This is a genomic window from Gordonia sp. NPDC003424 (assembly GCF_053588655.1).
The window spans coordinates 57,890-79,783 of record NZ_JBSFQJ010000014.1 but is presented as its reverse complement, the minus strand read 5'-3'; the positions used below and the strand labels follow the sequence as shown (position 1 = coordinate 79,783).

The window sequence follows — 21,894 nt, the reverse complement described above, 5'->3', positions numbered from 1 at the left end:
CTCCCAACTTCCCACTTTGCAGCGTGGGAATCGGGTAGGAACCCGGGCGTTCCCTTCGACAAGCTCAGGGAGCGACGGGATCGCTCAGGCGCGCGACGGGCGCCGCGCGGCTGAGCGACAGGCCGGCTCAGGCGCGCGCGGACTCCAGCGCCTCGTTGAACGTCTTGCTCGGGCGCATCACGTCGGCGGTCTTCTCCGGGTCCGGGAAGTAGTAGCCACCCAGGTCGACCTCGGTGCCCTGAGCCGCGTTGAGCTCCTCGACGATGGTGTCCTCGTTGGCGGCGAGCGTCTCGGCCAGCGGCTTGAAACGCTCGGCGAGCTCGGGATCCTCGGTCTGCTCGGACAGCTCCTGCGCCCAGTACAGGGCCAGATAGAACTGGCTGCCGCGGTTGTCGAGCTCACCGGTGCTGCGCGACGGACCCTTGTCGTTCTCCAACAGCTTGCCCGTGGCCGCGTCGAGTGCCTTGGCCAGGATCGTGGCGCGCTTGTCGTCGAACTTCTTGCCGAGCTCCTCGAGGCTCACCGCGAGCGCCAGGAACTCGCCGAGCGAGTCCCAACGGAGGTGGTTCTCCTCGACGAGCTGCTTGACGTGCTTGGGTGCCGAGCCGCCCGCGCCGGTCTCGTAGAGCCCGCCACCGGCCATCAGCGGCACGATCGACAGCATCTTCGCGCTGGTGCCCAGTTCCAGGATCGGGAACAGGTCGGTGAGGTAGTCGCGCAGGATGTTGCCGGTCGCGGAGATGGTGTCCATGCCGCGGATCAGCCGTTCCATGGTGTACCGGATGGCACGCACCTGCGACATGATCTGGATGTCGAGGCCCTCGGTGTCGTGATCGGGCAGGTACTTGTGCACCTTGGCGATCAGCTCGTTCTCGTGCGGACGGTAGGGGTCGAGCCAGAACACCACGGGCATCCCGGAGTCCCGCGCGCGGGTCACGGCGAGCTTGACCCAGTCCTGGATCGGGGCGTCCTTGACGATGCACAGACGCCAGATGTCGCCCTCGTCCACCTCCTGGGTGAGTAGCACCTCGCCGGTCTTGAGGTCGGTGATGTTGGCGGTGCCGGCCTGCGCGATCTCGAAGGTCTTGTCGTGCGAGCCGTACTCCTCTGCCTTCTGTGCCATCAGACCGACGTTGGGCACGGTGCCCATGGTCGTCGGATCGAACGCACCGTTGGTCTTACAGAAGTTGATCATCTCCTGATAGATGCGGGCGAACGTCGACTCCGGGTTCACCGCCTTGGTGTCCTTCAGGCGGCCGTCCGCGCCGTACATCTTGCCGCCGGCACGGATCATCGCCGGCATCGACGCGTCGACGATGACGTCGCTGGGGGAGTGGAAGTTCGAGATGCCGCGCGCCGAGTCGACCATCGCGAGCTCGGGTCGGTGCTCGTGGCATTTGTGCAGGTCGTCGACGATCTCTTCGCGCTGGGCGCTCGGCAGCGACTCGATCTTGCTGTACAGATCCGACAGCCCGTTGTTGACGTTCACGCCGAGTTCGTCGAACAGTGCGCCGTGCTTGGCGAAGGCATCCTTGTAGAAGACCTTGACCGCGTGACCGAAGACGATCGGGTGCGAGACCCGCATCATGGTGGCCTTCACGTGCAGCGAGAACATGACGCCGGTCTCGTAGGCGTCCTCGATCTGCTTCTCGTAGAAGTCTACGAGCGCCTTCTTGCTCATGAACATGCTGTCGATGACGTCGCCGTCGGTCAGCTTCACCTTCGGCTTGAGGACGACGGTCTCGCCGCCGTCGCGGGGGATCAGCTCCATCTTGATCTCGCGGTCACCCTCGACGGTCATCGACTTCTCGCCGTGGTAGAAATCGCCACCGGTCATATGTGCCACGTGGGTGCGCGAGGCCATCGACCATTTGCCCATGCTGTGCGGATGCTTCTTCGCGTATTCCTTCACCGCCTTGGGCGCACGGCGGTCCGAGTTTCCTTCGCGCAGAACAGGATTGACCGCACTACCGAGACACTTGGTGTAGCGCTCGCGGATTTCGCGCTCTTCGTCGGTCTTGGGGTTGCCGGGGAAGTCCGGGATGGCGTAGCCCTTGCCCTGGAGTTCCTTGATGGTCGCCTGCAGCTGCGGCACCGACGCACTGATGTTCGGGAGCTTGATGATGTTGGTGTCGGGCAGTTGCGTGAGACGGCCCAGTTCGCCGAGATTGTCGGGAACCTTCTGCTCGTCGGTCAGGTAGTCCGGGAATTCGGCGAGGACGCGCGCGGCAACCGAGATGTCGCTGGTCTCGACGTTGATGTCGGCCGCATCGGCGAACGTTCGTATCACCGGAAGGAAGGCGTACGTCGCCAGCATCGGCGCCTCGTCGGTCAGCGTGTAAATGATGGTCGGCTTTTCCGCGGTCATGTTCCTCTTTTGCCTCCATGGTCGGGCACGTGACTTGTGGTCCGTGCTGTTCGCCCTACCAGTATCGCGGTTGATGTCACCGAGCGCGCACAGATGGGGTCTGTGATGTGTGGATCACGTCACGTCCGGCCAGAATCGGATTGTCGAAGAAATGTCGTGACCGATGTCGAGAATGGGGTGTCGGCACCGTCCCAGGGGTAGATGCGGCCGAACGAGCCGCACGACGACAAAGGAGATCGCCATGAAGTATCTGCTGCTCAAGCACTACCGCGGTGGCCCGACACCGGTCATCGACATGCAACCGATGGATCGGTGGACACCCGACGAGATCGACGCCCACATCCAGTACATGCGCGACTTCGCGGCGAAACTGGAGCAGTCGGGCGAATTCGTCGACGCCCAGGCACTGGCCCCGGAGGGCACCTTCGTGCGCTACGACGGTGAGGGCCGGCCCCCGGTGACCGACGGTCCGTTCGCCGAGACCAAGGACCTGATCGCCGGCTGGATGGTCATCGACGTGGACACCCATGACCGCGCGCTGGAACTTGCCGGCGAGCTCTCGGCCGCACCCGGACCGGGCGGGAAGCCCATCCACGAGTGGCTCGAGCTCCGGCCGTTCATGTCGGAGCATCCCCGCGAGAGCGAGTGAACGACGCACTGCTGCGCGAGTTGGTGCCGTCGGTGATCGGTGTCCTGGTCCACCGCGGCGCCGACTTCGCGTCGGCGGAGGACGCCGTCCAGGAGGCCCTGATCCGGGCGTTGCAGACCTGGCCCGACGACGCGCCGAACGATCCGAAGGCCTGGCTGGTCACCGTGGCGTGGCATCGATTCATCGACATCACGCGGGCTAGCTCGGCCCGTCGCGGGCGTGAGCTCGCCGCCGACACCGAGCCTCCGCCCGGACCGGCCCCCGCGGTCGACGACACGCTGCAGCTGTACTTTCTGTGCGCACATCCGGTGCTGTCGTCGAGCTCGGCGGCGGCGTTGACGCTGCGCGCGGTGGGCGGTCTGACGACCCGGCAGATCGCATCGGCGTATCTCGTGCCCGAGGCGACGATGGCACAGCGGATCAGTCGCGCCAAGCGCAAGCTCGCCGGGCTCCCGCTCGACCGGCCGGGCGATCTGGCGACGGTGCTGCGAGTCCTGTATCTCGTCTTCAACGAGGGCTACACCGGGGATGTCGACCTCGCTGCGGAGGCCATCCGGCTGGGCCGCCAGCTCGCGGCGGTCACCGACGAGCCCGAGGTCGCCGGCCTGCTGGCATTGATGCTGCTGCACCATGCGCGACGGGCATCCCGGACCGGCCCGGGTGGACGGCTGGTACCGCTGGCCGAGCAGGAACGAGGCCGGTGGGACACCGCGATGATCGCCGAGGGAATCGAGATCCTGCAGGCCGCGCTGGCCCGCGATCGGCTCGGCGAATATCAGGCGCAGGCGGCGATCGCCGCCCTGCACGCCGACGCACCCACCACCGCGGAGACCGACTGGCTGCAGATCGTGGAGTGGTATGACGAACTCCTCGCCCTCACCGACAGTCCGGTCGTCCGTCTCAACCGGGCCGTGGCCGTCGGTGAGGCCGATGGCCCGGCGGCCGGTCTGGCGGCGCTCGCCGACGTGGATCCGGATGTGCCACGGCATGCCGCCGTCGCCGCATACCTGCACGAGCGCGCCGGCGACAGCGAACGTGCGGCCACTCTGTACGCGGACGCGGCACGTGCGGCGACCACCGTGCCCGAGCGTGATCACCTCACCCGTGAGGCCGCGCGGGTGCGGCAGTCGTTGACATAGCGTCGTGACCCGAGCGTGATCACCCGACCCGTGAGGCCGCGCGGGTGCGGCAATCATTGACATGGCGTCGTGATTCGGTGGTCCCGACCGGGTTCCTCGCCTAACCGCCCACCCAGCGCGTTCACGCGTCAATAACTGTCGCGTGATCGCGCTGTGAGCGCGCGTAGGCGGACCACTCCCTCGGCCGACGTCGAACGCCGCGGATTTCCGTGCGTCCGACGGTCGACCTCAGCCCGCGGCAACCACGCGGGCGATCGACTCGGCGACCATGACCGGCTTGTCAGAACCCTCACGTTCGAGCACCTGCTGCGTGGGGCCGCGCGGGTGCGGCAATCCTTGACATGGCGTCGTGATTCGGTGGTCCCGACCGGGTGCCTCGCCTAACCGCGCACTCAGCGCGCGTAGGCGGATCACTCCCTCGGCCGACGTCGAACGTCGCGGATTTCCGTGCGTCCGACGGTCGACCTCAGCCCGCGGCGACCACGCGGGCGATCGATTCGGCGACCATGACCGGCTTGTCGGAACCCTCACGTTCGAGCACCTGCTGCGTCGTGATCTGGATGGCGCCCGGCAACTCGTCGGCGGCGAGCACCGTCACCCGCATCCGGACGCGCGAACCGACCGGCACGGGTGCCGGGAACCGAACCTTGTTGTAGCCGTAATTGAGTCCGTGCGCGAAGCCGTCGAATGCCAGCAGCTGCCCCGACAGGTGGGGGCCGAGCGAGAGGCTCAACAACCCGTGCGCGATCGTGCCGCCGAAGGGACTTGCGGCCGCCTTCGCGGTGTCGATGTGAATCCATTGGTGGTCGTCGGTGGCGTCAGCGAAGGTGTTCACCCGCTCTTGGCCGACCTCATACCAGTCCGTGGGGCCCAACTCCGTGCCGACCAATTCCGCAAGGTCGGCGGCGGATGTCGGACGAACGGGGAGGGTGGTCGTATCCATGCATTCTCCTCGGGTCGTAACTCTGGCGAGCCACACTATTGAAGTTGACGGCAAGTTCAACTATACATTGCTGAGACCTGGATCACGGTGGTCCGGCAGGACCACGGTGCGTACGGCACCGCCGTGACTCCGAAAGTGCCCGGCAACAAGAGAATTGGAGTGATCGACCAGATGAAGGCTTGGCGTGTACACGAACTCGGAGAAGCGCGCGACGTCCTGCGTCTCGAGGAGGTCCCTGATCCGACGGCAGGCGATGGGCAGGTCCTGGTCAGGGTCCTGGCCGCGCCCGCCAATTTCCCGGACGTGCTGCTGTGCCGGGGCGAGTATCAGATCAAACCGCCGTTGCCGTTCACCCCCGGAGTCGAGTTGTGCGGGGACGTCGTGGCGATCGGCAGCGGGGTGACCCGCGCGAACGTCGGCGATCGGGTGGTCGGCACGCCGGTGCTTCCCGGTGGCTCATTCGCCGAGTACGCGGTGATGGACCAGGCCAACGTCTTTCCGGCCCCGGCGGCCCTCGACGACGCCGAGGCCGCGGCCCTGACCATCGGTTATCAGACGGCGTGGTTCGCCCTGCACCGCCGCACGTCCATCGCGCCGGGTGACTTCCTGCTCGTGCACGCCGCGGCCGGAGGTGTGGGCAGTGCCGCGGTGCAACTGGGCAAGTCGGCCGGCGCCACCGTGATCGGCGTGGTCGGCGGGCCGGAGAAGGCGAGGTATGCGGCGGAACTCGGCGCCGACGTCGTCGTCGATCGGCGAAGCGAGGATTTCGTCGCGACGGTGAAGGAGGTGACGGGCGGACACGGCGCCGACATCGTCTTCGACCCCGTCGGGGGCGACGCCTACGCCGGGTCCACCAAATGTATTGCCTTCGAGGGACGAATCGTCGTGATCGGCTTCGCCGGCGGCACGATTCCGCAGCCGGCCCTCAACCACGCCCTGATCAAGAACTACTCGATCGTCGGCCTGCATTGGGGCCTCTATCAGAAGAAGAACCCTGCAGTCGTCGACGAGTGCCACGCCGAGTTGACCCGGATGGCCGATGCCGGATTGCTCAAGCTGCTGATCGGGGAGCGCCTCAGGTTCGCCGACGTCGCCGACGGACTCGGCCGGCTCGGCGATGGCACCACGGTCGGACGTCTGGTGTTCACGCCGTGAGCGGGTCGCTGTTCGACGTGACCGGAAAGTGCGTGGTGGTCACGGGCGGCACCCGGGGCGTCGGGATGATGATCGCGCGCGGCTTCCTGCAGGCCGGTGCGCGGGTGATCATCTCCTCCCGCAAGGCCGAGGCCTGTCGGGCCGCCCACGCCGAACTTTCGGAGTTCGGCGAGGTCTCCGCGTTCGCAACGGATCTGGCGACTCCCGAGGGTATCGCCGCGCTGGCCGGTCACGTGGCCGAGACGTTCGACCGCGTCGACGTCCTGGTGAACAACGCCGGCGCCACCTGGGGTGCACCGGTCGACGAGTTCCCGCGCTCGGGGTTCGACAAGATCCTGAATCTCAACGTGACCTCGGTGTTCGAGATGACCCAGGCGCTGCTTCCCCGATTGCGGGCCGCTGCCGAGGCGGCCGGACCGGCGCGGGTGATCAACATCGGTTCCATCGACGGCCTGGTGGTGTCACACACCGAGAACTTCTCCTACGGCGCCTCGAAAGCCGCGGTCCACATGCTCACCCGCAAGCTCGCCGGCACCCTGGCGGCAGAGAACATCACGGTCAATGCCATTGCGCCAGGACCGTTTCCGTCGAAGATGACCGCGTTCCTGCTCGACGACCCCGACCTGCGAGCGCAGGTCGAGGGCGGTGTGCCGCTCGGACGGGTGGGCAGCTTCGAGGACATCGCCGGGACCGCGATCTTCTTGTCCTCACGCGCCGGCGCCTACCTGACGGGCGCGATCCTGCCCGTGGACGGAGGCATCAGCGGCACCCGATGACCACCCGACTCCCGCACTGGGCACGTCCGTCACCCGAGAGCACCCACGCCCGACACCAGCCACTACACATGCGCGGGTCGGTGGAGTCCACGCACTGCCCGCGAGGACGCCGCAGAGCACGGGACGATGATTCGGGGGAACCGGCAGAGTTGACGTCGCCGGCGTAACACCCTGACCCGTCGTGGCGACTCCTGACCACCGCCGACCTACACGATCGGCGGGATCACCGCTTCGATGAGGTGGGGGCCCGGCTCCGCGTACGCCGCGCGCAGGGCCTCGGCCAACCCGTCGGCGGTGGTCACCCGACTGGCCGGCACACCCATGCCGGTCGCCAGCGCGACGAAGTCCAGATCCGGGTCGGTCAGGGAGAGCATCGGGCCCGACCGCTCCTGCGCGGCGCCCGCGCCGGTACGCATGAGTTCCAGCCGCAGGATCGCGTAGGCCGAGTTGTTGAGCACAACCGTTGTGACGTCGAGGTTTTCGCGCATCTGGGTCCAGAGCGACTGAATGGTGTACATGGCGCTGCCGTCGGCCTCGAGACAGAGCACCGGCCGGTCCGGTGCGGCGATGGCCGCTCCCACGGCGGTCGGGAGTCCCTGTCCGATGGCACCGCCGGTCAGCGTCAGGCGGCTGTGGCGGGGTGCGGTGGCCAGTGCCTTCGGTAGCGCGAATCCGGAGGTGTTGGCTTCGTCGGCGATGATCGCGTTCGCCGGTAGGGTTGCGGCGACCGCGGCGGCGAAGTTGTTGACGTCCAACGGTTCTGACGGGATCGGTAGCGCTTCCCGCGGCTGCGAGAGCGTCGCGTCCACGTCGGCGGCCACGCGTGCGGCAAGCTGCTCGAGAGCGCCGACGACATCGTCGCCGGGTCCGGCCAGCGGCAGGACGGTGCAGTCGTCGGGTACCAGGTCGCTGGCCTTGTCCGGATAGGCGAAGAACGACACCGGCGACTTCGCGCCCGCGAGGATGAGGGTCTGGCTGCCGGCGAGTTGTTGTTGCGCGGCCTCGGCCAAGTAGGCGAGGCCGTCGATCGCGGGGAGACCCGCGCCGGCCTCCAGGCGCGCCGGGAAGGTCTCGATGAGCAGGCGCACACCGGTGGCGTTGGCGATGCGACTGGCCGCCACCAGCCCCCGCTCACCGAGGGCGGGACCGCCGAGGAACAGCAACGTCGCCGCTCCGGCATGCGCGGCGGCGGCGGCCGCGTCGACGACGTCGGCCGCCACCGGGGCCGGTCCACGAACCGGCTTCCGGGATGCGAGCACGCCGCCCTCGTCCCACGACACATCGGCCGGCAGGACCAGCGTGGCGATCTGCCCACCGTCGAATTCGGTTGCCGCCAGGGCACGCATCGCGTCGGCGGCGACCTCCCGCGAGGTGCCGCTGGTGTGCACCCAGCCGGAAACGCTGCGGGCCACCGCCTCGATGTCGGATTGCAGCGGCGCGTCGTAGCGGACGTGCCCGGTGGCGTGCGCGCCGACGATGCACAGCATCGGGGTGTGTGCTCGGCGGGCGTTGTGCAGGTTGGCCAGTCCATTGCCCAGCCCCGGTCCCAGGTGCAGCAGCACCGCCGCCGGCTTACCCGAGATTCGGGCATAGCCGTCGGCGGCGCCGGTGACCACACCCTCGAACAGGCCGAGGACTCCGCGCATCGTCGGCACCGCGTCCAACGCATGGACGAAATGCATTTCCGAGGTGCCCGGGTTCATGAAGCAGACATCGACACCGGCCGAGACCAGACTCTCGATCAGCGATTGCGCGCCATTCACGTTTGCCGCCTTCCAGATCCGGTTGCACGGTCTCACGACGACCGTACTGCGCGCCGCGACCCGGAGGATAGGAAAAGACAGTTGACAACCGTGTCACCTCGTATGCGAAACCGTGACCCAGACCACTCGTCGACCTCTAGTGTGGGGGCGAGGGAGACCCTTGAGGGGCATTCACGCGCGTGACGGAAGGACCGCAGACCAGATGACCACTGCCGCCGAACAGAGCAACGAGCTGACGACCGAGCCGATGCGATCGCGCCGCAACCATTGGAACAACCAGATACGTCGGCATGCGTTCATGACACCGGACGCCACCGCGCTGAAGTACCTCGGTCAGGTGACGACGTGGCGGGATCTCGATGAGCGGTCACGGGCGTTCGCCGCCGCGTTGTCGCGCCGCGGGGTCACGTTCGGTGATCGCGTCATGATGGCATTGCTCAACCGGACCGAGTACGTGGAGGCGGTGCTCGGCGCCAATCTGATCGGCGCCATCGCGGTGCCGGTCAACATCCGCCTCAGTCCGGCCGAACTCGCGTTCCTCGTCACCGACAGCGGCGCAAAGGTCTTCGTCACCGAGACGCTGCTCGCGCCGCTCGGGGATGCCGTCAGCGCGGCGACGGGCGCGATCGACACCCTGATCATCGTCGGCGGCAGCGACAACGACACCCATCTCGATTACGAGGAACTCCTCGCCGAGGACTCCTCCGACCTGCCGGAGATCGACGTCCCCGAGGACACCGTCGCGCTGATCATGTACACCTCGGGCACCACCGGAAAACCCAAGGGCGCCATGCTGACCCACACCAACATCCAGGCGCAGGCGGTCACGACGATCAGTGTGACGCAGGGCCACTCCGACGACGACGTCGCCTCGGTGGTCCCGCCCATCTTCCACATCGCCGGGATAGGAGGGTTCGCCCCGGTGTTCTACCGGGGCACCGCGGCGGTGATTCATCCGCTCGGCGCCTTCGATCCCGAGGACATGCTCGACACCCTCGAACGTGAGGGCACGACGTCGGTGTTCATGGTGCCCGCCCAATGGCAGGCGGTGTGCGCGGCGCAAAAGGCCAAGCCCCGCAACCTGAAACTCCGCACCATCAGCTGGGGTGCCGCGCCGGCGTCGGACACCGTCCTGAACGCCATGAACGAGAACTTCCCCGACGCACTCAACATGACGGCGTTCGGCCAGACCGAGATGTCGCCGGTGACGTGCATCCTCGAGGGCACGGATGCGCTGCGGAAGAAGGGATCGATCGGCAAGGTCGTGCCGTGCGTGACCGCCCGCATCGTCGACCCGTTGATGAACGACGTCAAGCGCGGCGAGGTCGGCGAGATCGTCTACCGCGGGCCCAACATGATGAAGGGCTACTGGCAGAACCCCGAGGGCACCGCCGAGGCGTTCCGCGGCGGCTGGTTCCATTCCGGCGACCTGGTCCGCGAGGACGAGGAGGGCTTCCTCTATGTCGTCGACCGCGCCAAGGACATGATCATCTCCGGCGGCGAGAACATCTATTGCGCCGAGGTGGAGAACGTCCTGTTCAGCCATCCCAAGATCATCGAGGCCGCGATCATCGGCCGTGCCCATGAGAAGTGGGGCGAGGTACCGGTCGCCGTCGTGGTCCTCGCCGAGGGTGTCGGCGAGCTGACCCTCATCGAGATGGAGCCCTACCTCAACGACAACCTGGCCCGGTTCAAGCACCCGAAGGACCTGGTCGTCGTCGACGAGCTCCCGCGCAACGCCAGCGGCAAGGTCCTCAAGCCGCGGCTGCGGGAATCCTACGGCAGCAAGGACGCGGGGCTGTCCGACTGACTCCGCCGGCCCTGGTCGTCGACGTCCGGCCTGCTCACACCGGCGCCGACGTCGACCAGCCGGGGGACGGTGTCATCGCCGGCCACGGCGACTTGCTGCGGACCGGCTCCCGGTCGGGCACCTCGGCGGGGACCGACGACGCGCACGCCCGCTCGTCGTCGGTGGGCGTCGGATAGACCGCACTGAAGTCGTAGCGGGTCACATACCAGTCGCCGAACACGTCTCCCGTCGGCGTCCGTGAGGTGCCGTGGCCGTCGGTGGTCGGCGTCCGCGTGCCCCGTCGGAAGTCGATCTCCACCGGCCGCGGAGCGTCGGTGACCGAGTCCCAGGTGCCCGTGCTGTTCCGAATCGACCGATACCCATAGCGGCACAGCACAATTCGTGTCATCGGGCCATCGTCGACGCGGCGCAGGCCGGTGAAGAACGCGGTGCCGACCCCGGGATTCGCGGTCGACTCCGGGGGTGGGTACACGCCGATCATCTGCGCGATGTTCGACGGCGCCGCATCGACGAAGCCGCGGTAACCCCAGTTCACGGATCCGGCGGCATTGGCCAGTTCGAAAGACTCGACGAACGCGCGGACGAAGGTGCCGTCCGGGCCGGTCACATCGAAGGTGTCGCCCTTGACCCAGCGGAACGTCACGTCGAAGGCGGCGGGTATGCGGTCGGCCGAGGCAGGGGAGGACGTGGCAACCGGCGTGGGCTCGGTGCGCCCGCACGCCCCGCCCACGAGCACGGTGAGGGCGGCCGCGGCCAGTGCGGCGATACGGCGACCGGTCCCTCGTTTCACCGGCATCCACCCATCCGGCGGCGCACGCCGCCCTTTCGCTGCAGGATAGGTCCGGTAACAGCGGGAAGTCGGCGCCGGAATGCATCTAATCGGCCAAGATAAGGCAACGAAATCGCTACGGACGCCGATCGGCTTCTGTGATTCGGGTCACGCAGACGGTCTGAGGGTGTCTGCGCAGGACATCGTCGGTTTCTCGATGCTGCGGCCTAATCCATCACCGCTCCGAGAGCCGCCACAGACACCATTCTCTCAGCAGATTCTCAGGCATGTATATCAATCTGTTACCTGCCACGAGGCAGACACCCACGACGGGGTCTGCGCAGCACGAGAAAGTTGAACAGCCATGCGGAAATCTACCGCATGCGCAATCCACGATCTCGCAGCGGCCATCGCGGCGTTGTAAGCCGAGGCCGTCTGCGCGAGATTCGCGGGACCGGTAGGCCGGCTCAGCCGATTGCGTCATGCGCCGGGGCGATGCGCCCCACGTCATAAGTCCATCCAGCGTTGAACACCAGCAACCGAAACATGCTCCGGCATCTCGGGCGGTGAACGCTGTCGGCCGAACCCGGCCGTGACCAGTTCAGGAAATAGTTCATGCCCCGCTCATCGAAGTCCCTCCGCCGTATCGGCGGCCTGTCCCACCCGCACGCCAAGTTGGCCGTAAGCGCTGGAGCCCTGATGGCCGCAGCGCTCACCACGGGGTCGCTGTTCCTGTCCGAGCCGGCCCATGCCGAACAGACCGTCACGCATGCGGCCGCGAAGCCGTCTGTCGCGGCCATCACTCCCGCGCCGAAGATCAACGTCGCGGCATTCCAGATCCCCACCCCGCCGAAGCCGGTGTACGCCAACAATCTGGACGGCTGGATCCGGGAGTCGCTGGACATCATGAAGGCGAACAACATCCCCGGCAGCTACGACGGCATCTACCGCAACATCATGCGCGAGTCGACGGGCAACCCGCAGGCCATCAACCTCTACGACTCGAACGCCGCCGCCGGCATCCCGTCGAAGGGCCTGCTCCAGGTGATCGACCCGACGTTCGCTGCCTACCACGTCGCCGGCACCAAGTTCGACGTCTACGACCCGGTCGCCAACATCGTCGCCGCCTGCAACTACGCGGCCCACACCTACGGGTCGATGGACAACGTCAACTCGGCGTACTGACGCCCACGGCCGGTCAACCCCGGACCCGCGTGATCACGGCAACGGCCGAAACACGCGCATCTGGTCAGTCTGGATGCGGTCCGGTGGCGCCGGTGTCTGCAGCCCGGTGGTCACCAGGCGCGGCACCGGGAAGTTGACGACGCTCGACGACGACGATTGAGGCGTCGGGCGCACCGGTGCCGACGGGTCACTGCTCGTGGACGCCGACGCCGCGGTCATGCCGATGACGACGGCCCCCGCGATGGCGAGTACCGCAGCACCGGCATGCCGGAGCCGCGGCGAGGCAGCTACCGCCGAGCGGGAAGCGATGAGGGTGGACATGTCGATCAACCTCCGGGGATGTGACGACGATCCGGTAGGGCCACCACGACCGTCCTCGCGAACAATGCACTGCCGACCGCCACGAGCGCCGTGACAATGCCGTTGAGCGCCGCATTCTGCGCCTCGGTCACGTGCCACCAACCGAACCCGGCCCCGAGCGACAACGTCGCCGTCACGAACGCGGTGAAGGTGCCGGCGACCGCCACCGGCTGTTGGGGAGTCTTCGGCAGCACGTGAGCCAGCACCGCGGTGACGAACGCCCAGAACGCCGCCAATGCGGTGCCGACCAACGTGATCTGTGCGGCCGTCCAGTGCCCGATCTCAAAGGCCGTGAGGAGGCCGAACACCGCGGTCGACAACACGGTGAGCGCCCCGAGCACTGCTTGAACTCTCATCGGCAGAAAGGGTTTCGCCGATGTGTGGGTCTGCTGTGCGCGATACGGCAGGCCGAGCCCGTCATCGAAAGTGGTCATCGCGGATCCCTCACGCCATGTCGACGACCGCGGCCAACGGAAAAGTCGTCGCCAATCTGCGGGTGATCGGATCGATCAGACGTTTGGGACGATAGTGCCGGTTTTCGGTCACCCGGGCGGCGACCGAGTTGGCGATCGTGGCGTGCGCGGGAATCGTGCGCTCAACCGGCCACCCCCAGTACGGTCGCCAGGACGTGCGCATCGGAACACCCGCGGACAGCGGCGGCATGAGCAAGTGGGGGTAGGCCGCGTTCGGGGTCAGCTGGACACCGTGATCGCGGGCTTTGGTCATCATCCACCCCAGCGTGATCTCCGACAGGCTGGTCTTCCGCGCCCGTCCGCCACCGCCGACATCACAGTGCACACCCGCGAACCAGACCTGCTCGATGACCTGGCCCGGCGCGGGCGCATCCCACAGCGTCGGCGTGAACTGCCGGCGTTTCTCGTCGATGGACAGTGCGTGATAGCCCGCGCGCACATCGCGATGCAATGCGGTGTCGAGGAAACCGTACTTCTCGGCGTCCTGATGGCCGAACAGCGCGCCGGGAACTCCCAAGGTGCCCACCGTGTCCCACACACCGATCATCTCGACGTGGGCGTCGATCAGCTCGGCCGGGCGTGCCGCCCATCTCACGCCGTTGACTCTCCCGCGGTACGCGGCGTAGGCGGTTGCCACCAGCTGGTCGGTGGAACCGTGCGCCGGGAGCCCGCAGTAGGCGATCATTCCGCCGAGGCTGCGCGCCGTGTAGGCACCGCGACTGAAGCCGAACAGGAAGATGCGATCGCCGGGTTCGTAGCAGGCCGCGATCCGTGCGTATCCCTCGCGGACGTTCTCGACCAGTCCGTCGCCGAACGCACCACCGAGCATCTTGCCGAGCAGTCCGCCGCTACTGCCGACGCCCGGGTCGTAGAGCGCCCGCTGCGAGTCGTGATCATCCACGAGCGAGTCGTACAACCGCGACACATTCGTCCGCGTCGACGGGCCGTTCCATGTCCCGTCCGAGCAGTACACAATGTTCTTCGACATCACGTGCCTCAATCGTTCGTGCCGGTGGGGATAACCGTATGGCGCACAACGATGTCTGCCGCGCGTAGTCGACTACCTGTTTCTGCGCCTTCGCGCACGTCACAAGTGGTGCGTGGCTACCCGATGCCCAACGGCGCCTGCGGAGCACGGGGCGGGGTGGTGCGCGGATCGGCGACCGGCTTTGATGGTTGCCGGAGACAAATTGCAGCGGTGAGGAGAACGTGATGGTGGACAGTCGGTTCGGAGTCGTCGAGCTCGAGGAGTTGCCCGAAGATCTTCGCGAGCGGATCGCGCCGATCGCGGAGAAATCCGGGTTCGTCCCCAACATCTTCCGAGCGCTCGGCCGCCGGCCGGCCGAACTACGCGCATTCCTCGACTATCACGACGCGCTGATGGAGCGCGAAGACGGGCTGAGCAAGGCCGAGCGGGAGCTGGTGGTGGTGGCCACCTCCGGCGCCAATCACTGCGGCTATTGCGTGGTGGCACACGGCGCGATTCTCCGTGTGCGGGCCAAGGATCCGGAACTCGCGGACCGCGTCGCCACCAACCCGTGGCAGGCCGAACTCGATGACCGTCGCCGTTCGATCGTGGACCTCGCGCTCGCGCTCACCCGCGAGCCCGAACTGTTCGGCCAGGGGCACATCGACGCCGCTCGTGCCGCGGGGTTGACCGACGACGAGATCTGGGACATCGGGTCGATCACCGCACTGTTCGCCGCGTCCAACAGGCTGGCGCATCTGTCCGCCCTCAGGCCGAATCCTGAGTTCTACCCGATGGGCCGTTCACCGCGGTAGGCGCCTACGGCCACAGACTGATCTCGTCGGGGGAGAGGGGAAGCGATGTGCGCCGACCGGTGTCCGCCGATGCCAGCGCCGCGTCGATCACGGCCATCACGCCCAGCGCCTGATACGGCGGCACCGGGTTCGGTTCGCCAAAAGCTATGGCTCGCTGTATGAGTCGGTAATAGGTCAGCTGGTCGCCGACCGGCGTCGGAACCGGGCGCGACGCTCCGGAGGAATCGTAGAGCACCATGTCGTCCGGATCGTCACCCCACCCGGCGGTCCCGGGTGCGACTCCCTCCTTGAGACGCGATTCCTGTAAATCGCTGGCCCGCTTCACGACTGAGCCCTGCGTGCCGTGGACCACGAAGCGGGTGGCCGCACCCGCCACCAGCAGGCTGCCGTGCAGGATCACCCGGCGGTGCGGGTAGTCGAGGATGACGTGCGCCCAGTCCTCGGTCTGCGATCCCGGACGCAGGTACCCGAAATCGGCGGTGACGGTGTCGGGCAGACCGAACAGTTGCAGGGCCTGGTCGACCATGTGCGGACCCAGGTCGAACCACAGCCCCGCACCAGGACCCGGGTTCTCCCGCCACCGGTCCCGGGGTGTCGGACGGAACCTGTCCATGTGCGATTCGAAATGCGCGACCTCACCGATCAGACCGTCGTCGATGACCTGCTTGACGCCGAGATAGTCACTGTCCCAGCGACGATTCTGGAACACCGACACGATGCGATCGTGCCGGCCGGCGGCCGCCACGACGGCGCGTGCGTCGTCGAGCGACAGAGCGAACGGCTTGTCGACGACGACGTGATGGCCCGCCGCCAGTGCGGCTTCGGCCAGCCGACGGTGGGTGTCGTTCGGTGACGCGATCACCACGAGGTCCACGTCGTCGCGGGCGAGCAGGGCCTCCGCGTCGACGACGTCGACGTGCGGATGGTCGGAGTGGACGTCTGCGGCGCGACTCGAGGCGACCGCGACGAGTTCCATCCCCGGTGTGGCGACAATCATCGGTGCGTGGAAAACCTTGCCCACGAACCCATATCCGATCAGCCCCACCCTGACCTCGGCCTCACCGTCAGACATCGGTGAACCTCGGTGCACGCTTGGCGAACCCGGCGTGGACCGCCTCCAGCTGATTGGGCGAGCCGAGCAGCCCGACCTGAAGTTCGCTCTCCAGGAGCAGCGCACCTGCCGGGTCGGTGCCGGTCCATGTTGCGTCATAGAGCTGCTTGGCGGCACGCACCGCGTGCGGCGATTTGCCCGCGATCTCGTGCGCGAGATCGAGTGCGGCGGCCAGCGGATCCTCGACGACGCGAGTGACCAGGCCGAGCTCGTGGGCTTCGGTGCCAGACAGGACGCGCCCGGTGAAGGTCAGTTCCTTGGCCACGTCGGCGGCGACCAGCTTGGGCAGCGTTTGGGTGATCCCCATGTCGGGCACCAGGCCCCACTTGACCTCCATGATCGACAGCCGGGCATCGGGTGTCGCGTAGCGGATGTCGGCACCGAGCGCGATCTGGAGGCCACCACCGAAACAGTTGCCGGTGATCGCGGCGATGACCGGCGCCGCGACGGAGGCCCAGTCCACCGATACGCGCTGCGCCAGGTTCGCTCGCTGACCCTCCTCGCGATCGACCAACGATCCCGCGCTGCCGTCCTGGCCGAGGCTCGACACATCCAGCCCCGAACAGAAGCTCTTGCCCGCACCGTGCAACACCACCGCCCGGACTCGACGATCGCCGGCCAGTGTCTCGGTGGTCTCGACGATGGCATCGAACATGGCCCGGTCCAAGGCGTTGTGCTTCTCACCCCGGTCCAGCGTCACGGTGGCGACGCCGTCGTCGTCGATGTCGAGCCGAATCCTGTGTTCACCCATGGGTGCCTGTCTCCAATCGTCGTGACGTGACCTCATCGTAGGGATCGGGCGAGACCCCTTGACAACATACAACCACTTGGTTGTATGTTTGAGGGGTGACCGAGGCAGACGAGGACAGGGCGGACGCCTTGTTCCACGCCCTGTCCGACCGGACCCGACGCGACATCATGCGCCGGGTGCTGGCCGGGGAGCACTCGGTCTCCGGCCTGGCGGCGAACTACGACATGAGCTTCGCGGCCGTGCAGAAGCACGTCGCGGTGCTCGAGCGCGCGGGCCTGATCACGAAGCGGCGCAACGGCCGCGAACAACTCGCCAGCGGTGAGGTGACCGCGGTACGCGCGGTGTCGGACATGCTGTCGGACCTCGAACAGGTCTGGCGGGGTCGTATCGCGCGTATCGACGAACTCATCACCGCCGAACCATCACAGGAGGACTGAATCATGCCGGTTACCAACGTCACCCACGACATCGACGCACGCACGCTGACCATCACCGCCGAGTTCGCCGCCCCCGTGGAGCGCATCTGGCAGATCTACGCCGACCCGCGGCAGCTCGAGAAGATCTGGGGCCCGCCCACGTACCCGGCCACGGTCGTCGACCACGACTTCACCCCCGGTGGGCGCGTCACCTACTTCATGACGAGCCCGGAGGGCGAGAAGTTCGCCGGTTACTGGATCATCGACTCCATCGACGAACCGCAGGGGTTCAGCTTCCACGACGGTTTCGCCGACGCCGAGTTCAACCCGGTCGAGAACCTGCCGGTCTCGCGTAACGACTACTCCTTCGCCGAGGAAGGCGGTCGAACGGTCGCGACGTTCCTCAGCAGCTACGAGTCGGCGGAGGATCTGCAGAAGGTCCTCGAGATGGGGATCGTCGAAGGGGCCAGCGGCGCCATCAACCAGATCGACGATCTCGTCGCCGCCTGAGGCACTACGCCAAGAGTGTCGCCGCCCACTCCTCGATGTCGCGCAGCGCGGCACCGGCCATCGCGGTCGGATGACCGGTGAACCCGTGGGGCGCTTCCGGATAGATCCGGAGGTCGACATCGTTCCCGGCCGCCGCCAGGCGGTCCGCCATGGCCAGGTTGTCGTCGAGGAGGATGTCCTCGCTGCCGACCACCAGGAGCGTCGGCGGCAGAGCGCGCAGATCGCCGAACACGGGGGAGATGTCGGGAACCGTCCGGTCGGAAACGTGACCGACGTACGCGGTGAGGAAGTACTCATCGCCGATGAGGCGCCCGGCCGGGGTGGTGGCACTCAGGTCATAGGTCCCGAATTGCAGTGCTGCGCCGAGGAATCCGCCAGCCAGACCGCGGTCACGGAGCCGCAGGAGGGTCGTCGTCGCGAGGGTGGCGCCGGCGGATTGTCCACCGACGATGAGCCGCGACGTCCCGAAACACGATTCGCCGTCGTCGAGCAGCCACAACGCGGCGGTCGCGCAGTCGTCCGGCGCGGCAGGCCACGGGTTCTCGGGTGCGAGCCGGTAGTCGACGCTGACGACGACCACACCGAGCGAGTCGGCAAGCCGGCGGTTGCGGGCGTCAGAGCGTACCGCGGAGTCCATATAGAAGCCGCCACCGTGGATGTCGAGGTAGATCCCCCGAGCCGAGCCGGATCCCGGCGCGAGGACGCGGACGGGCACCTCACGTCCATCGGCGCGCGCGACGAGGACGCGGGCTGCAGGATCAGGTGCCACCGGCTGGGCGTTCCGTTGCGCGCGGGCGATTTCGAGGTCGGCGAAGCTCACCGGGCCGCTCCGTGCACCCCGCGCCGCGGTGAATCGCCTCGTTTCCTCGGCGTACGCCCACGTGTCGTCGCGGATCAGGTCGTTCAGGCCATGGCGCACCGGCAAACCCCTGGTCGAGGAGTCACGGGCCGTCGTCGGATCGCGGCTCGGGCGGTCCGTCGTCCCGATGCTCGGCCGGATTGTCGAACGTCACCTCGATGCCCTGGAATCCCTTGTGGCGCTGAGCCTGCGCCTGCGCCGAGTACGCCGCCTCATCGCCGGGGGTGAGGATGACGTTGTCGGTGAACGGGGTCAGCAGCGACCGGGGATAGAGCTTGTCCACCCGCACCACGTTGCCCTCGACGCAGATCACGATCATCACGGCGGCGATGTAGAGGAAGGCGAGCAACCCGAGCACCACCGCGAACACACCGTAGGCGGCGCCGGCACGGGCGATGACACGCTGGACATAGACACTGCCGAAGGTCTGCAGCGCCTGCCATCCCACCGCCGCGACGACGACTCCCGGAAGGACGTCGCGGGTGCTCACCGAGCGGGCGGTGCCGTAGCGGAACGCGACGAGCAGGACACCGACGTTGAGCAGGATCGACGCCGCGATGGCCAGGAACCTGCCGTCGGCGCCGAACGTGTAAGCGGCCGAGACGCCGTTGACGACGGTCAGACCGATGATCGCGAGACCCACCGTGGAGAGCAGCACGGCACCCTTGACGCGCACATGAATCGGGTTGGGCCGCTCGTTACGCGGCACGGTCCACGCGATGTTCATCGCGTTCTGGATCGCCACGGAGACTCCGAGCCCACCGTAGACGGCACTCACGACACCGATGGTGACGGCGGCCGCACTACCGGTCAGCTGACCCGACTCACCGAGTTGCGCACCGATCACGGGAATCTGCGAGAGCGCCGAATCCACGATGCGCTCCTGGAGCTCCGGGTTGTCGTGCAGCAAGAAACCGAGCACCGAGGTGAACACCAGCAGCAGCGGGAACAGCGAGATGAATCCGTAGTACGCGACGAGCGCGGCGAGATAACCACCCTGGTCGTCGAAGAACTTGTAGGCGACGGCCAGCGGATAGCCGCTGGCGGGGTATCGACGCTGAAACCGATCGATGCTCGCCGCAACCGACACTACTGTCACCTCCCGTCGCGGCGAGTCTATCCCGGCGCACAGCCCCGGGCCGGTCGGAATCGACGCTGGAGTACCCGGCGCGCACCCCGATAGAATCGACAGTCACCGTCGTCGCTCACGACTGGAGACCGGCACCATGGCCAGCGGCTCGTTGCACACCGACTACCTGGTGGTCGGCGCGGGTGCGATGGGGATGGCCTTCACCGACGCCTTGATCGACCATGCCGACGTGCACGTGACCCTCGTCGACCGCAACCACTCGGCGGGTGGCCATTGGCTCGACGCGTATCCGTTCGTCCAGCTTCATCAGGCGTCGCAGTTCTACGGTGTCGCGTCGACGGTTCTCGGGACCGGCGCGATACAGCAGACCGGACCCGAGGCGGGACTGTCGGAGCGCGCTCGTCAGCCCGAGATCGAGCAGTACTTCGACGACATCCTGCGACGCCGGTTCATCGGATCGGGACGGGTCACGTTCCTCGGCGCCGGCGAGTACCGCCGGGACGGCGACGACCATCTGGTGACCTCGCGGGTTTCGGGCGAGACCGTGCGCATCGACGTCCGAAAGCGGGTGGTGGATGCGACGTATCTGTCGCCGACCATTCCGGCGACGACCCCACCGCCGTTCGGTGTCGCCGACGACGTGCGGGTCATCCCGGTGAACGAACTCGCCGACCCGGGCGACGTGCCGCGGACGTTCGTCATCGTCGGATCGGGCAAGACCGCGACCGACGCCATCGTCTGGCTGCTGGCCAACGGGGTGGCTCCCGACCGCATCACCTGGATCCGCCCGCGCGATCCGTGGATGCTGAATCGCGCTGTGGTCCAGCCCGATCCGATGGTCGCGATCGGGCTGTCCACCGACATCATGTCGGCGGCCGCCGATGCCGAGAGCCCCGACGACCTGTTCCTGCGCCTCGAGTCCGCCGGTGTGCTGATGCGTATCGACCCGACCGTCGCACCGACGATGGCCAAGACGCCCACCCTCGGCGAATGGGAGCTCGACCTGCTGCGGACGATCGAGCACGTCGTTCGTCTCGGACATGTTCGGCAGGTGACACGCCACGAGATCGTGCTCGACGACGGCGCGCTCCGGCTTGGGTCGGACTCGTTGGTCGTGCATTGCGCGGCGTCGGGGTTGCGGTATCCGCCGGTCGTGCCGATCTGGGGCGACGACCGGATCCGCATCCAGACGAGTCGCGCCGGCTTTCCCTGTTTCAACGCCGCTCTCGTCGGCTACGTCGAGGCGACCCGCGATGACGACCGTGAACGCAACCGGCTGTGTCCGCCGAACCGGCTGTCCGACAACACCGTCGACTGGATCCAGATGCAGGTTCGGGGGATCGCCGCGACCCGCGCCTTCGGTGCGGAACCCGACATCGCGTCGTGGGCCAATTTGTGCGCGCTCAATCCGGCCCGCATCGACCCGGCCCTCCGTGACAGTCCCGCGATCGGATCGGCGTCGTCGCGGCTCGCCGCCCACGCCGAACTCGGTCTGCCGCGACTCGCCGCACTCGGCCAGATGCCCGACCCGTCGCAATAGTCGTTGCCCTGCACCGTCGTTTGCTACGCATCCGGGTGCGAACCACCGGCCTGTCGACGGCGCGCGTCGGTGTCCAGAGCCGCCACCTGCGGGTCACCGTGGTGGTGCGACGGCACGCCCGGTCCCGCGTGTTCGGCGTTGAACACGGCGTCGACGACGAGCTGCCGGACGTGTTCGTTCTCCAGGCTGTAGAAGATCGTGGTGCCGGCGCGACGAGGACGGACGAGGCGCGCCATGCGCAGCTTCGCCAGATGCTGTGACACCGACGGCGCCGGCTTACCCACCCGTTCGGCGAGCTCGTTGACCGACAACTCGTCGGAGCTCAGTGCCCACAGGACCTGGACTCGCGTGGGTTCGGCGAGCATCCGGAACACCTCGACGACCAGGCGCACCTGATCCTCCGGCAACAGACTCGAGGGACTGGTATCTGCGTGCATACGCAGAT

At 67.3% G+C, this 21,894-nt stretch carries 22 protein-coding genes; 10 read left to right on the top strand and 12 right to left on the bottom strand.

All coding sequences use genetic code 11. The annotated features are described in order from the left end of the window. Positions 1-127: 127 nt before the first annotated feature. A complete protein-coding gene (locus ACWDTI_RS19250; RefSeq protein WP_449739715.1) occupies positions 128-2,368 on the bottom strand; it encodes an NADP-dependent isocitrate dehydrogenase in 2,241 nt (746 codons plus the stop codon). A 241-nt stretch (positions 2,369-2,609) separates the two neighbouring features. On the opposite strand from ACWDTI_RS19250, the gene ACWDTI_RS19245 reads away from it, so the two are divergent. Beyond that, positions 2,610-3,017: a YciI family protein gene (locus tag ACWDTI_RS19245; protein WP_449739714.1), complete on the top strand. Its 408-nt coding sequence runs from the start codon at positions 2,610-2,612 to the stop codon at positions 3,015-3,017. Next, complete coding sequence (locus tag ACWDTI_RS19240) at positions 3,014-4,156, top strand: RNA polymerase sigma factor (protein WP_449739713.1); 1,143 nt, start codon at positions 3,014-3,016, stop codon at positions 4,154-4,156. Before ACWDTI_RS19245 ends, ACWDTI_RS19240 begins: the two co-directional genes overlap by 4 nt. Positions 4,157-4,622: 466 nt before the next feature. Here ACWDTI_RS19240 and ACWDTI_RS19235 read toward each other — a convergent pair whose 3' ends face one another. Beyond that, positions 4,623-5,099, bottom strand: coding sequence for a MaoC family dehydratase (locus ACWDTI_RS19235; RefSeq protein WP_449739712.1), 477 nt, complete (start codon positions 5,097-5,099; stop codon positions 4,623-4,625). A gap of 171 nt (positions 5,100-5,270) precedes the next feature. Between ACWDTI_RS19235 and ACWDTI_RS19230 the strand changes: the two genes are divergently transcribed. Further along, on the top strand, positions 5,271-6,254 hold the full coding sequence (locus ACWDTI_RS19230) for an NADPH:quinone oxidoreductase family protein (RefSeq protein WP_449739711.1): 984 nt from the start codon (positions 5,271-5,273) through the stop codon (positions 6,252-6,254). Next, the gene (locus ACWDTI_RS19225) at positions 6,251-7,030 is read left to right on the top strand and encodes an SDR family oxidoreductase (protein WP_449739710.1); all 780 of its coding nucleotides are present in this window, start codon (positions 6,251-6,253) and stop codon (positions 7,028-7,030) included. The genes ACWDTI_RS19230 and ACWDTI_RS19225 overlap by 4 nt, the downstream gene beginning before the upstream one ends. A gap of 206 nt (positions 7,031-7,236) precedes the next feature. Here ACWDTI_RS19225 and ACWDTI_RS19220 read toward each other — a convergent pair whose 3' ends face one another. Continuing rightward, on the bottom strand, positions 7,237-8,793 hold the full coding sequence (locus ACWDTI_RS19220; RefSeq protein ID WP_449739709.1) for an acetolactate synthase large subunit: 1,557 nt from the start codon (positions 8,791-8,793) through the stop codon (positions 7,237-7,239). Between the two features lie 202 nt (positions 8,794-8,995). Here ACWDTI_RS19220 and fadD5 point away from each other — a divergent pair, with 202 nt between their 5' ends. Then, positions 8,996-10,603 carry a fatty-acid--CoA ligase FadD5 gene (gene fadD5, locus ACWDTI_RS19215; protein ID WP_449739708.1) on the top strand — a complete coding sequence of 536 codons (1,608 nt, stop codon included), beginning with the start codon at positions 8,996-8,998 and terminating at the stop codon, positions 10,601-10,603. 34 nt (positions 10,604-10,637) lie between these two features. On the opposite strand, the gene ACWDTI_RS19210 is transcribed toward fadD5, so the two are convergent. Beyond that, positions 10,638-11,399, bottom strand: a complete 762-nt coding sequence (locus ACWDTI_RS19210) for a hypothetical protein (protein ID WP_449739707.1) — start codon at positions 11,397-11,399, stop codon at positions 10,638-10,640. Between the two features lie 672 nt (positions 11,400-12,071). Here ACWDTI_RS19210 and ACWDTI_RS19205 point away from each other — a divergent pair. Beyond that, positions 12,072-12,557 carry a transglycosylase SLT domain-containing protein gene (locus tag ACWDTI_RS19205; RefSeq protein WP_449739706.1) on the top strand — a complete coding sequence of 162 codons (486 nt, stop codon included), beginning with the start codon at positions 12,072-12,074 and terminating at the stop codon, positions 12,555-12,557. A gap of 33 nt (positions 12,558-12,590) precedes the next feature. Here the strand turns inward: ACWDTI_RS19205 and ACWDTI_RS19200 are convergent, their stop codons facing one another. The 3 genes from ACWDTI_RS19200 to ACWDTI_RS19190 are packed head-to-tail and all read right to left on the bottom strand — an operon-like array spanning position 12,591 to position 14,378. Continuing rightward, positions 12,591-12,878, bottom strand: coding sequence for a hypothetical protein (locus tag ACWDTI_RS19200; RefSeq protein WP_449739705.1), 288 nt, complete (start codon positions 12,876-12,878; stop codon positions 12,591-12,593). Positions 12,879-12,883: 5 nt separating this feature from the next. Then, positions 12,884-13,351, bottom strand: coding sequence for a hypothetical protein (locus ACWDTI_RS19195; protein ID WP_449739704.1), 468 nt, complete (start codon positions 13,349-13,351; stop codon positions 12,884-12,886). 10 nt (positions 13,352-13,361) lie between these two features. Next, positions 13,362-14,378, bottom strand: coding sequence for a DUF2235 domain-containing protein (locus ACWDTI_RS19190; RefSeq protein WP_449739703.1), 1,017 nt, complete (start codon positions 14,376-14,378; stop codon positions 13,362-13,364). A gap of 224 nt (positions 14,379-14,602) precedes the next feature. Between ACWDTI_RS19190 and ACWDTI_RS19185 the strand changes: the two genes are divergently transcribed. Further along, a complete protein-coding gene (locus tag ACWDTI_RS19185; RefSeq protein WP_449739702.1) occupies positions 14,603-15,172 on the top strand; it encodes a peroxidase-related enzyme in 570 nt (189 codons plus the stop codon). Between the two features lie 4 nt (positions 15,173-15,176). Here the strand turns inward: ACWDTI_RS19185 and ACWDTI_RS19180 are convergent, their stop codons facing one another. Beyond that, entirely contained in the window at positions 15,177-16,244 is a 1,068-nt protein-coding gene (locus tag ACWDTI_RS19180; RefSeq protein WP_449739701.1) for an oxidoreductase, read from the bottom strand. Next, positions 16,237-17,034, bottom strand: coding sequence for a crotonase/enoyl-CoA hydratase family protein (locus tag ACWDTI_RS19175; protein ID WP_449739700.1), 798 nt, complete (start codon positions 17,032-17,034; stop codon positions 16,237-16,239). Before ACWDTI_RS19175 ends, ACWDTI_RS19180 begins: the two co-directional genes overlap by 8 nt. Before the next feature lie 95 nt (positions 17,035-17,129). Between ACWDTI_RS19175 and ACWDTI_RS19170 the strand changes: the two genes are divergently transcribed. Beyond that, positions 17,130-17,471 carry an ArsR/SmtB family transcription factor gene (locus tag ACWDTI_RS19170; protein WP_449739699.1) on the top strand — a complete coding sequence of 114 codons (342 nt, stop codon included), beginning with the start codon at positions 17,130-17,132 and terminating at the stop codon, positions 17,469-17,471. Positions 17,472-17,474: 3 nt separating this feature from the next. Continuing rightward, positions 17,475-17,960 carry an SRPBCC family protein gene (locus ACWDTI_RS19165; RefSeq protein WP_449739698.1) on the top strand — a complete coding sequence of 162 codons (486 nt, stop codon included), beginning with the start codon at positions 17,475-17,477 and terminating at the stop codon, positions 17,958-17,960. Positions 17,961-17,964: 4 nt separating this feature from the next. Here the strand turns inward: ACWDTI_RS19165 and ACWDTI_RS19160 are convergent, their stop codons facing one another. Both ACWDTI_RS19160 and ACWDTI_RS19155 read right to left on the bottom strand, forming a co-directional pair. After that, positions 17,965-18,879, bottom strand: a complete 915-nt coding sequence (locus ACWDTI_RS19160; protein WP_449739697.1) for an alpha/beta hydrolase fold domain-containing protein — start codon at positions 18,877-18,879, stop codon at positions 17,965-17,967. Between the two features lie 22 nt (positions 18,880-18,901). Continuing rightward, positions 18,902-19,909, bottom strand: coding sequence for a YihY/virulence factor BrkB family protein (locus ACWDTI_RS19155; RefSeq protein WP_449739696.1), 1,008 nt, complete (start codon positions 19,907-19,909; stop codon positions 18,902-18,904). 136 nt (positions 19,910-20,045) lie between these two features. Between ACWDTI_RS19155 and ACWDTI_RS19150 the strand changes: the two genes are divergently transcribed. Further along, a complete protein-coding gene (locus ACWDTI_RS19150; RefSeq protein ID WP_449739695.1) occupies positions 20,046-21,449 on the top strand; it encodes an NAD(P)-binding protein in 1,404 nt (467 codons plus the stop codon). A gap of 23 nt (positions 21,450-21,472) precedes the next feature. Here the strand turns inward: ACWDTI_RS19150 and ACWDTI_RS19145 are convergent, their stop codons facing one another. After that, a complete protein-coding gene (locus ACWDTI_RS19145) occupies positions 21,473-21,886 on the bottom strand; it encodes an ArsR/SmtB family transcription factor (protein ID WP_449739694.1) in 414 nt (137 codons plus the stop codon). Positions 21,887-21,894 lie beyond the last annotated feature (8 nt).

Bases quoted from the DNA above. Each gene is read 5' to 3' on its own strand.
- ACWDTI_RS19145 (WP_449739694.1), bottom strand. From the start codon at position 21,886: ATGCACGCAGATACCAGTCCCTCGAGTCTGTTGCCGGAGGATCAGGTG.
- ACWDTI_RS19190 (WP_449739703.1), bottom strand. From the start codon at position 14,378: ATGTCGAAGAACATTGTGTACTGCTCGGACGGGACATGGAACGGCCCG.
- ACWDTI_RS19235 (WP_449739712.1), bottom strand. From the start codon at position 5,099: ATGGATACGACCACCCTCCCCGTTCGTCCGACATCCGCCGCCGACCTT.
- ACWDTI_RS19150 (WP_449739695.1), top strand. From the start codon at position 20,046: ATGGCCAGCGGCTCGTTGCACACCGACTACCTGGTGGTCGGCGCGGGT.
- ACWDTI_RS19200 (WP_449739705.1), bottom strand. From the start codon at position 12,878: ATGTCCACCCTCATCGCTTCCCGCTCGGCGGTAGCTGCCTCGCCGCGG.
- ACWDTI_RS19165 (WP_449739698.1), top strand. From the start codon at position 17,475: ATGCCGGTTACCAACGTCACCCACGACATCGACGCACGCACGCTGACC.
- ACWDTI_RS19185 (WP_449739702.1), top strand. From the start codon at position 14,603: ATGGTGGACAGTCGGTTCGGAGTCGTCGAGCTCGAGGAGTTGCCCGAA.
- ACWDTI_RS19205 (WP_449739706.1), top strand. From the start codon at position 12,072: ATGGCCGCAGCGCTCACCACGGGGTCGCTGTTCCTGTCCGAGCCGGCC.
- ACWDTI_RS19195 (WP_449739704.1), bottom strand. From the start codon at position 13,351: ATGACCACTTTCGATGACGGGCTCGGCCTGCCGTATCGCGCACAGCAG.
- ACWDTI_RS19245 (WP_449739714.1), top strand. From the start codon at position 2,610: ATGAAGTATCTGCTGCTCAAGCACTACCGCGGTGGCCCGACACCGGTC.
- ACWDTI_RS19180 (WP_449739701.1), bottom strand. From the start codon at position 16,244: ATGTCTGACGGTGAGGCCGAGGTCAGGGTGGGGCTGATCGGATATGGG.
- fadD5 (WP_449739708.1), top strand. From the start codon at position 8,996: ATGACCACTGCCGCCGAACAGAGCAACGAGCTGACGACCGAGCCGATG.
- ACWDTI_RS19175 (WP_449739700.1), bottom strand. From the start codon at position 17,034: ATGGGTGAACACAGGATTCGGCTCGACATCGACGACGACGGCGTCGCC.
- ACWDTI_RS19250 (WP_449739715.1), bottom strand. From the start codon at position 2,368: ATGACCGCGGAAAAGCCGACCATCATTTACACGCTGACCGACGAGGCG.
- ACWDTI_RS19210 (WP_449739707.1), bottom strand. From the start codon at position 11,399: ATGCCGGTGAAACGAGGGACCGGTCGCCGTATCGCCGCACTGGCCGCG.
- ACWDTI_RS19230 (WP_449739711.1), top strand. From the start codon at position 5,271: ATGAAGGCTTGGCGTGTACACGAACTCGGAGAAGCGCGCGACGTCCTG.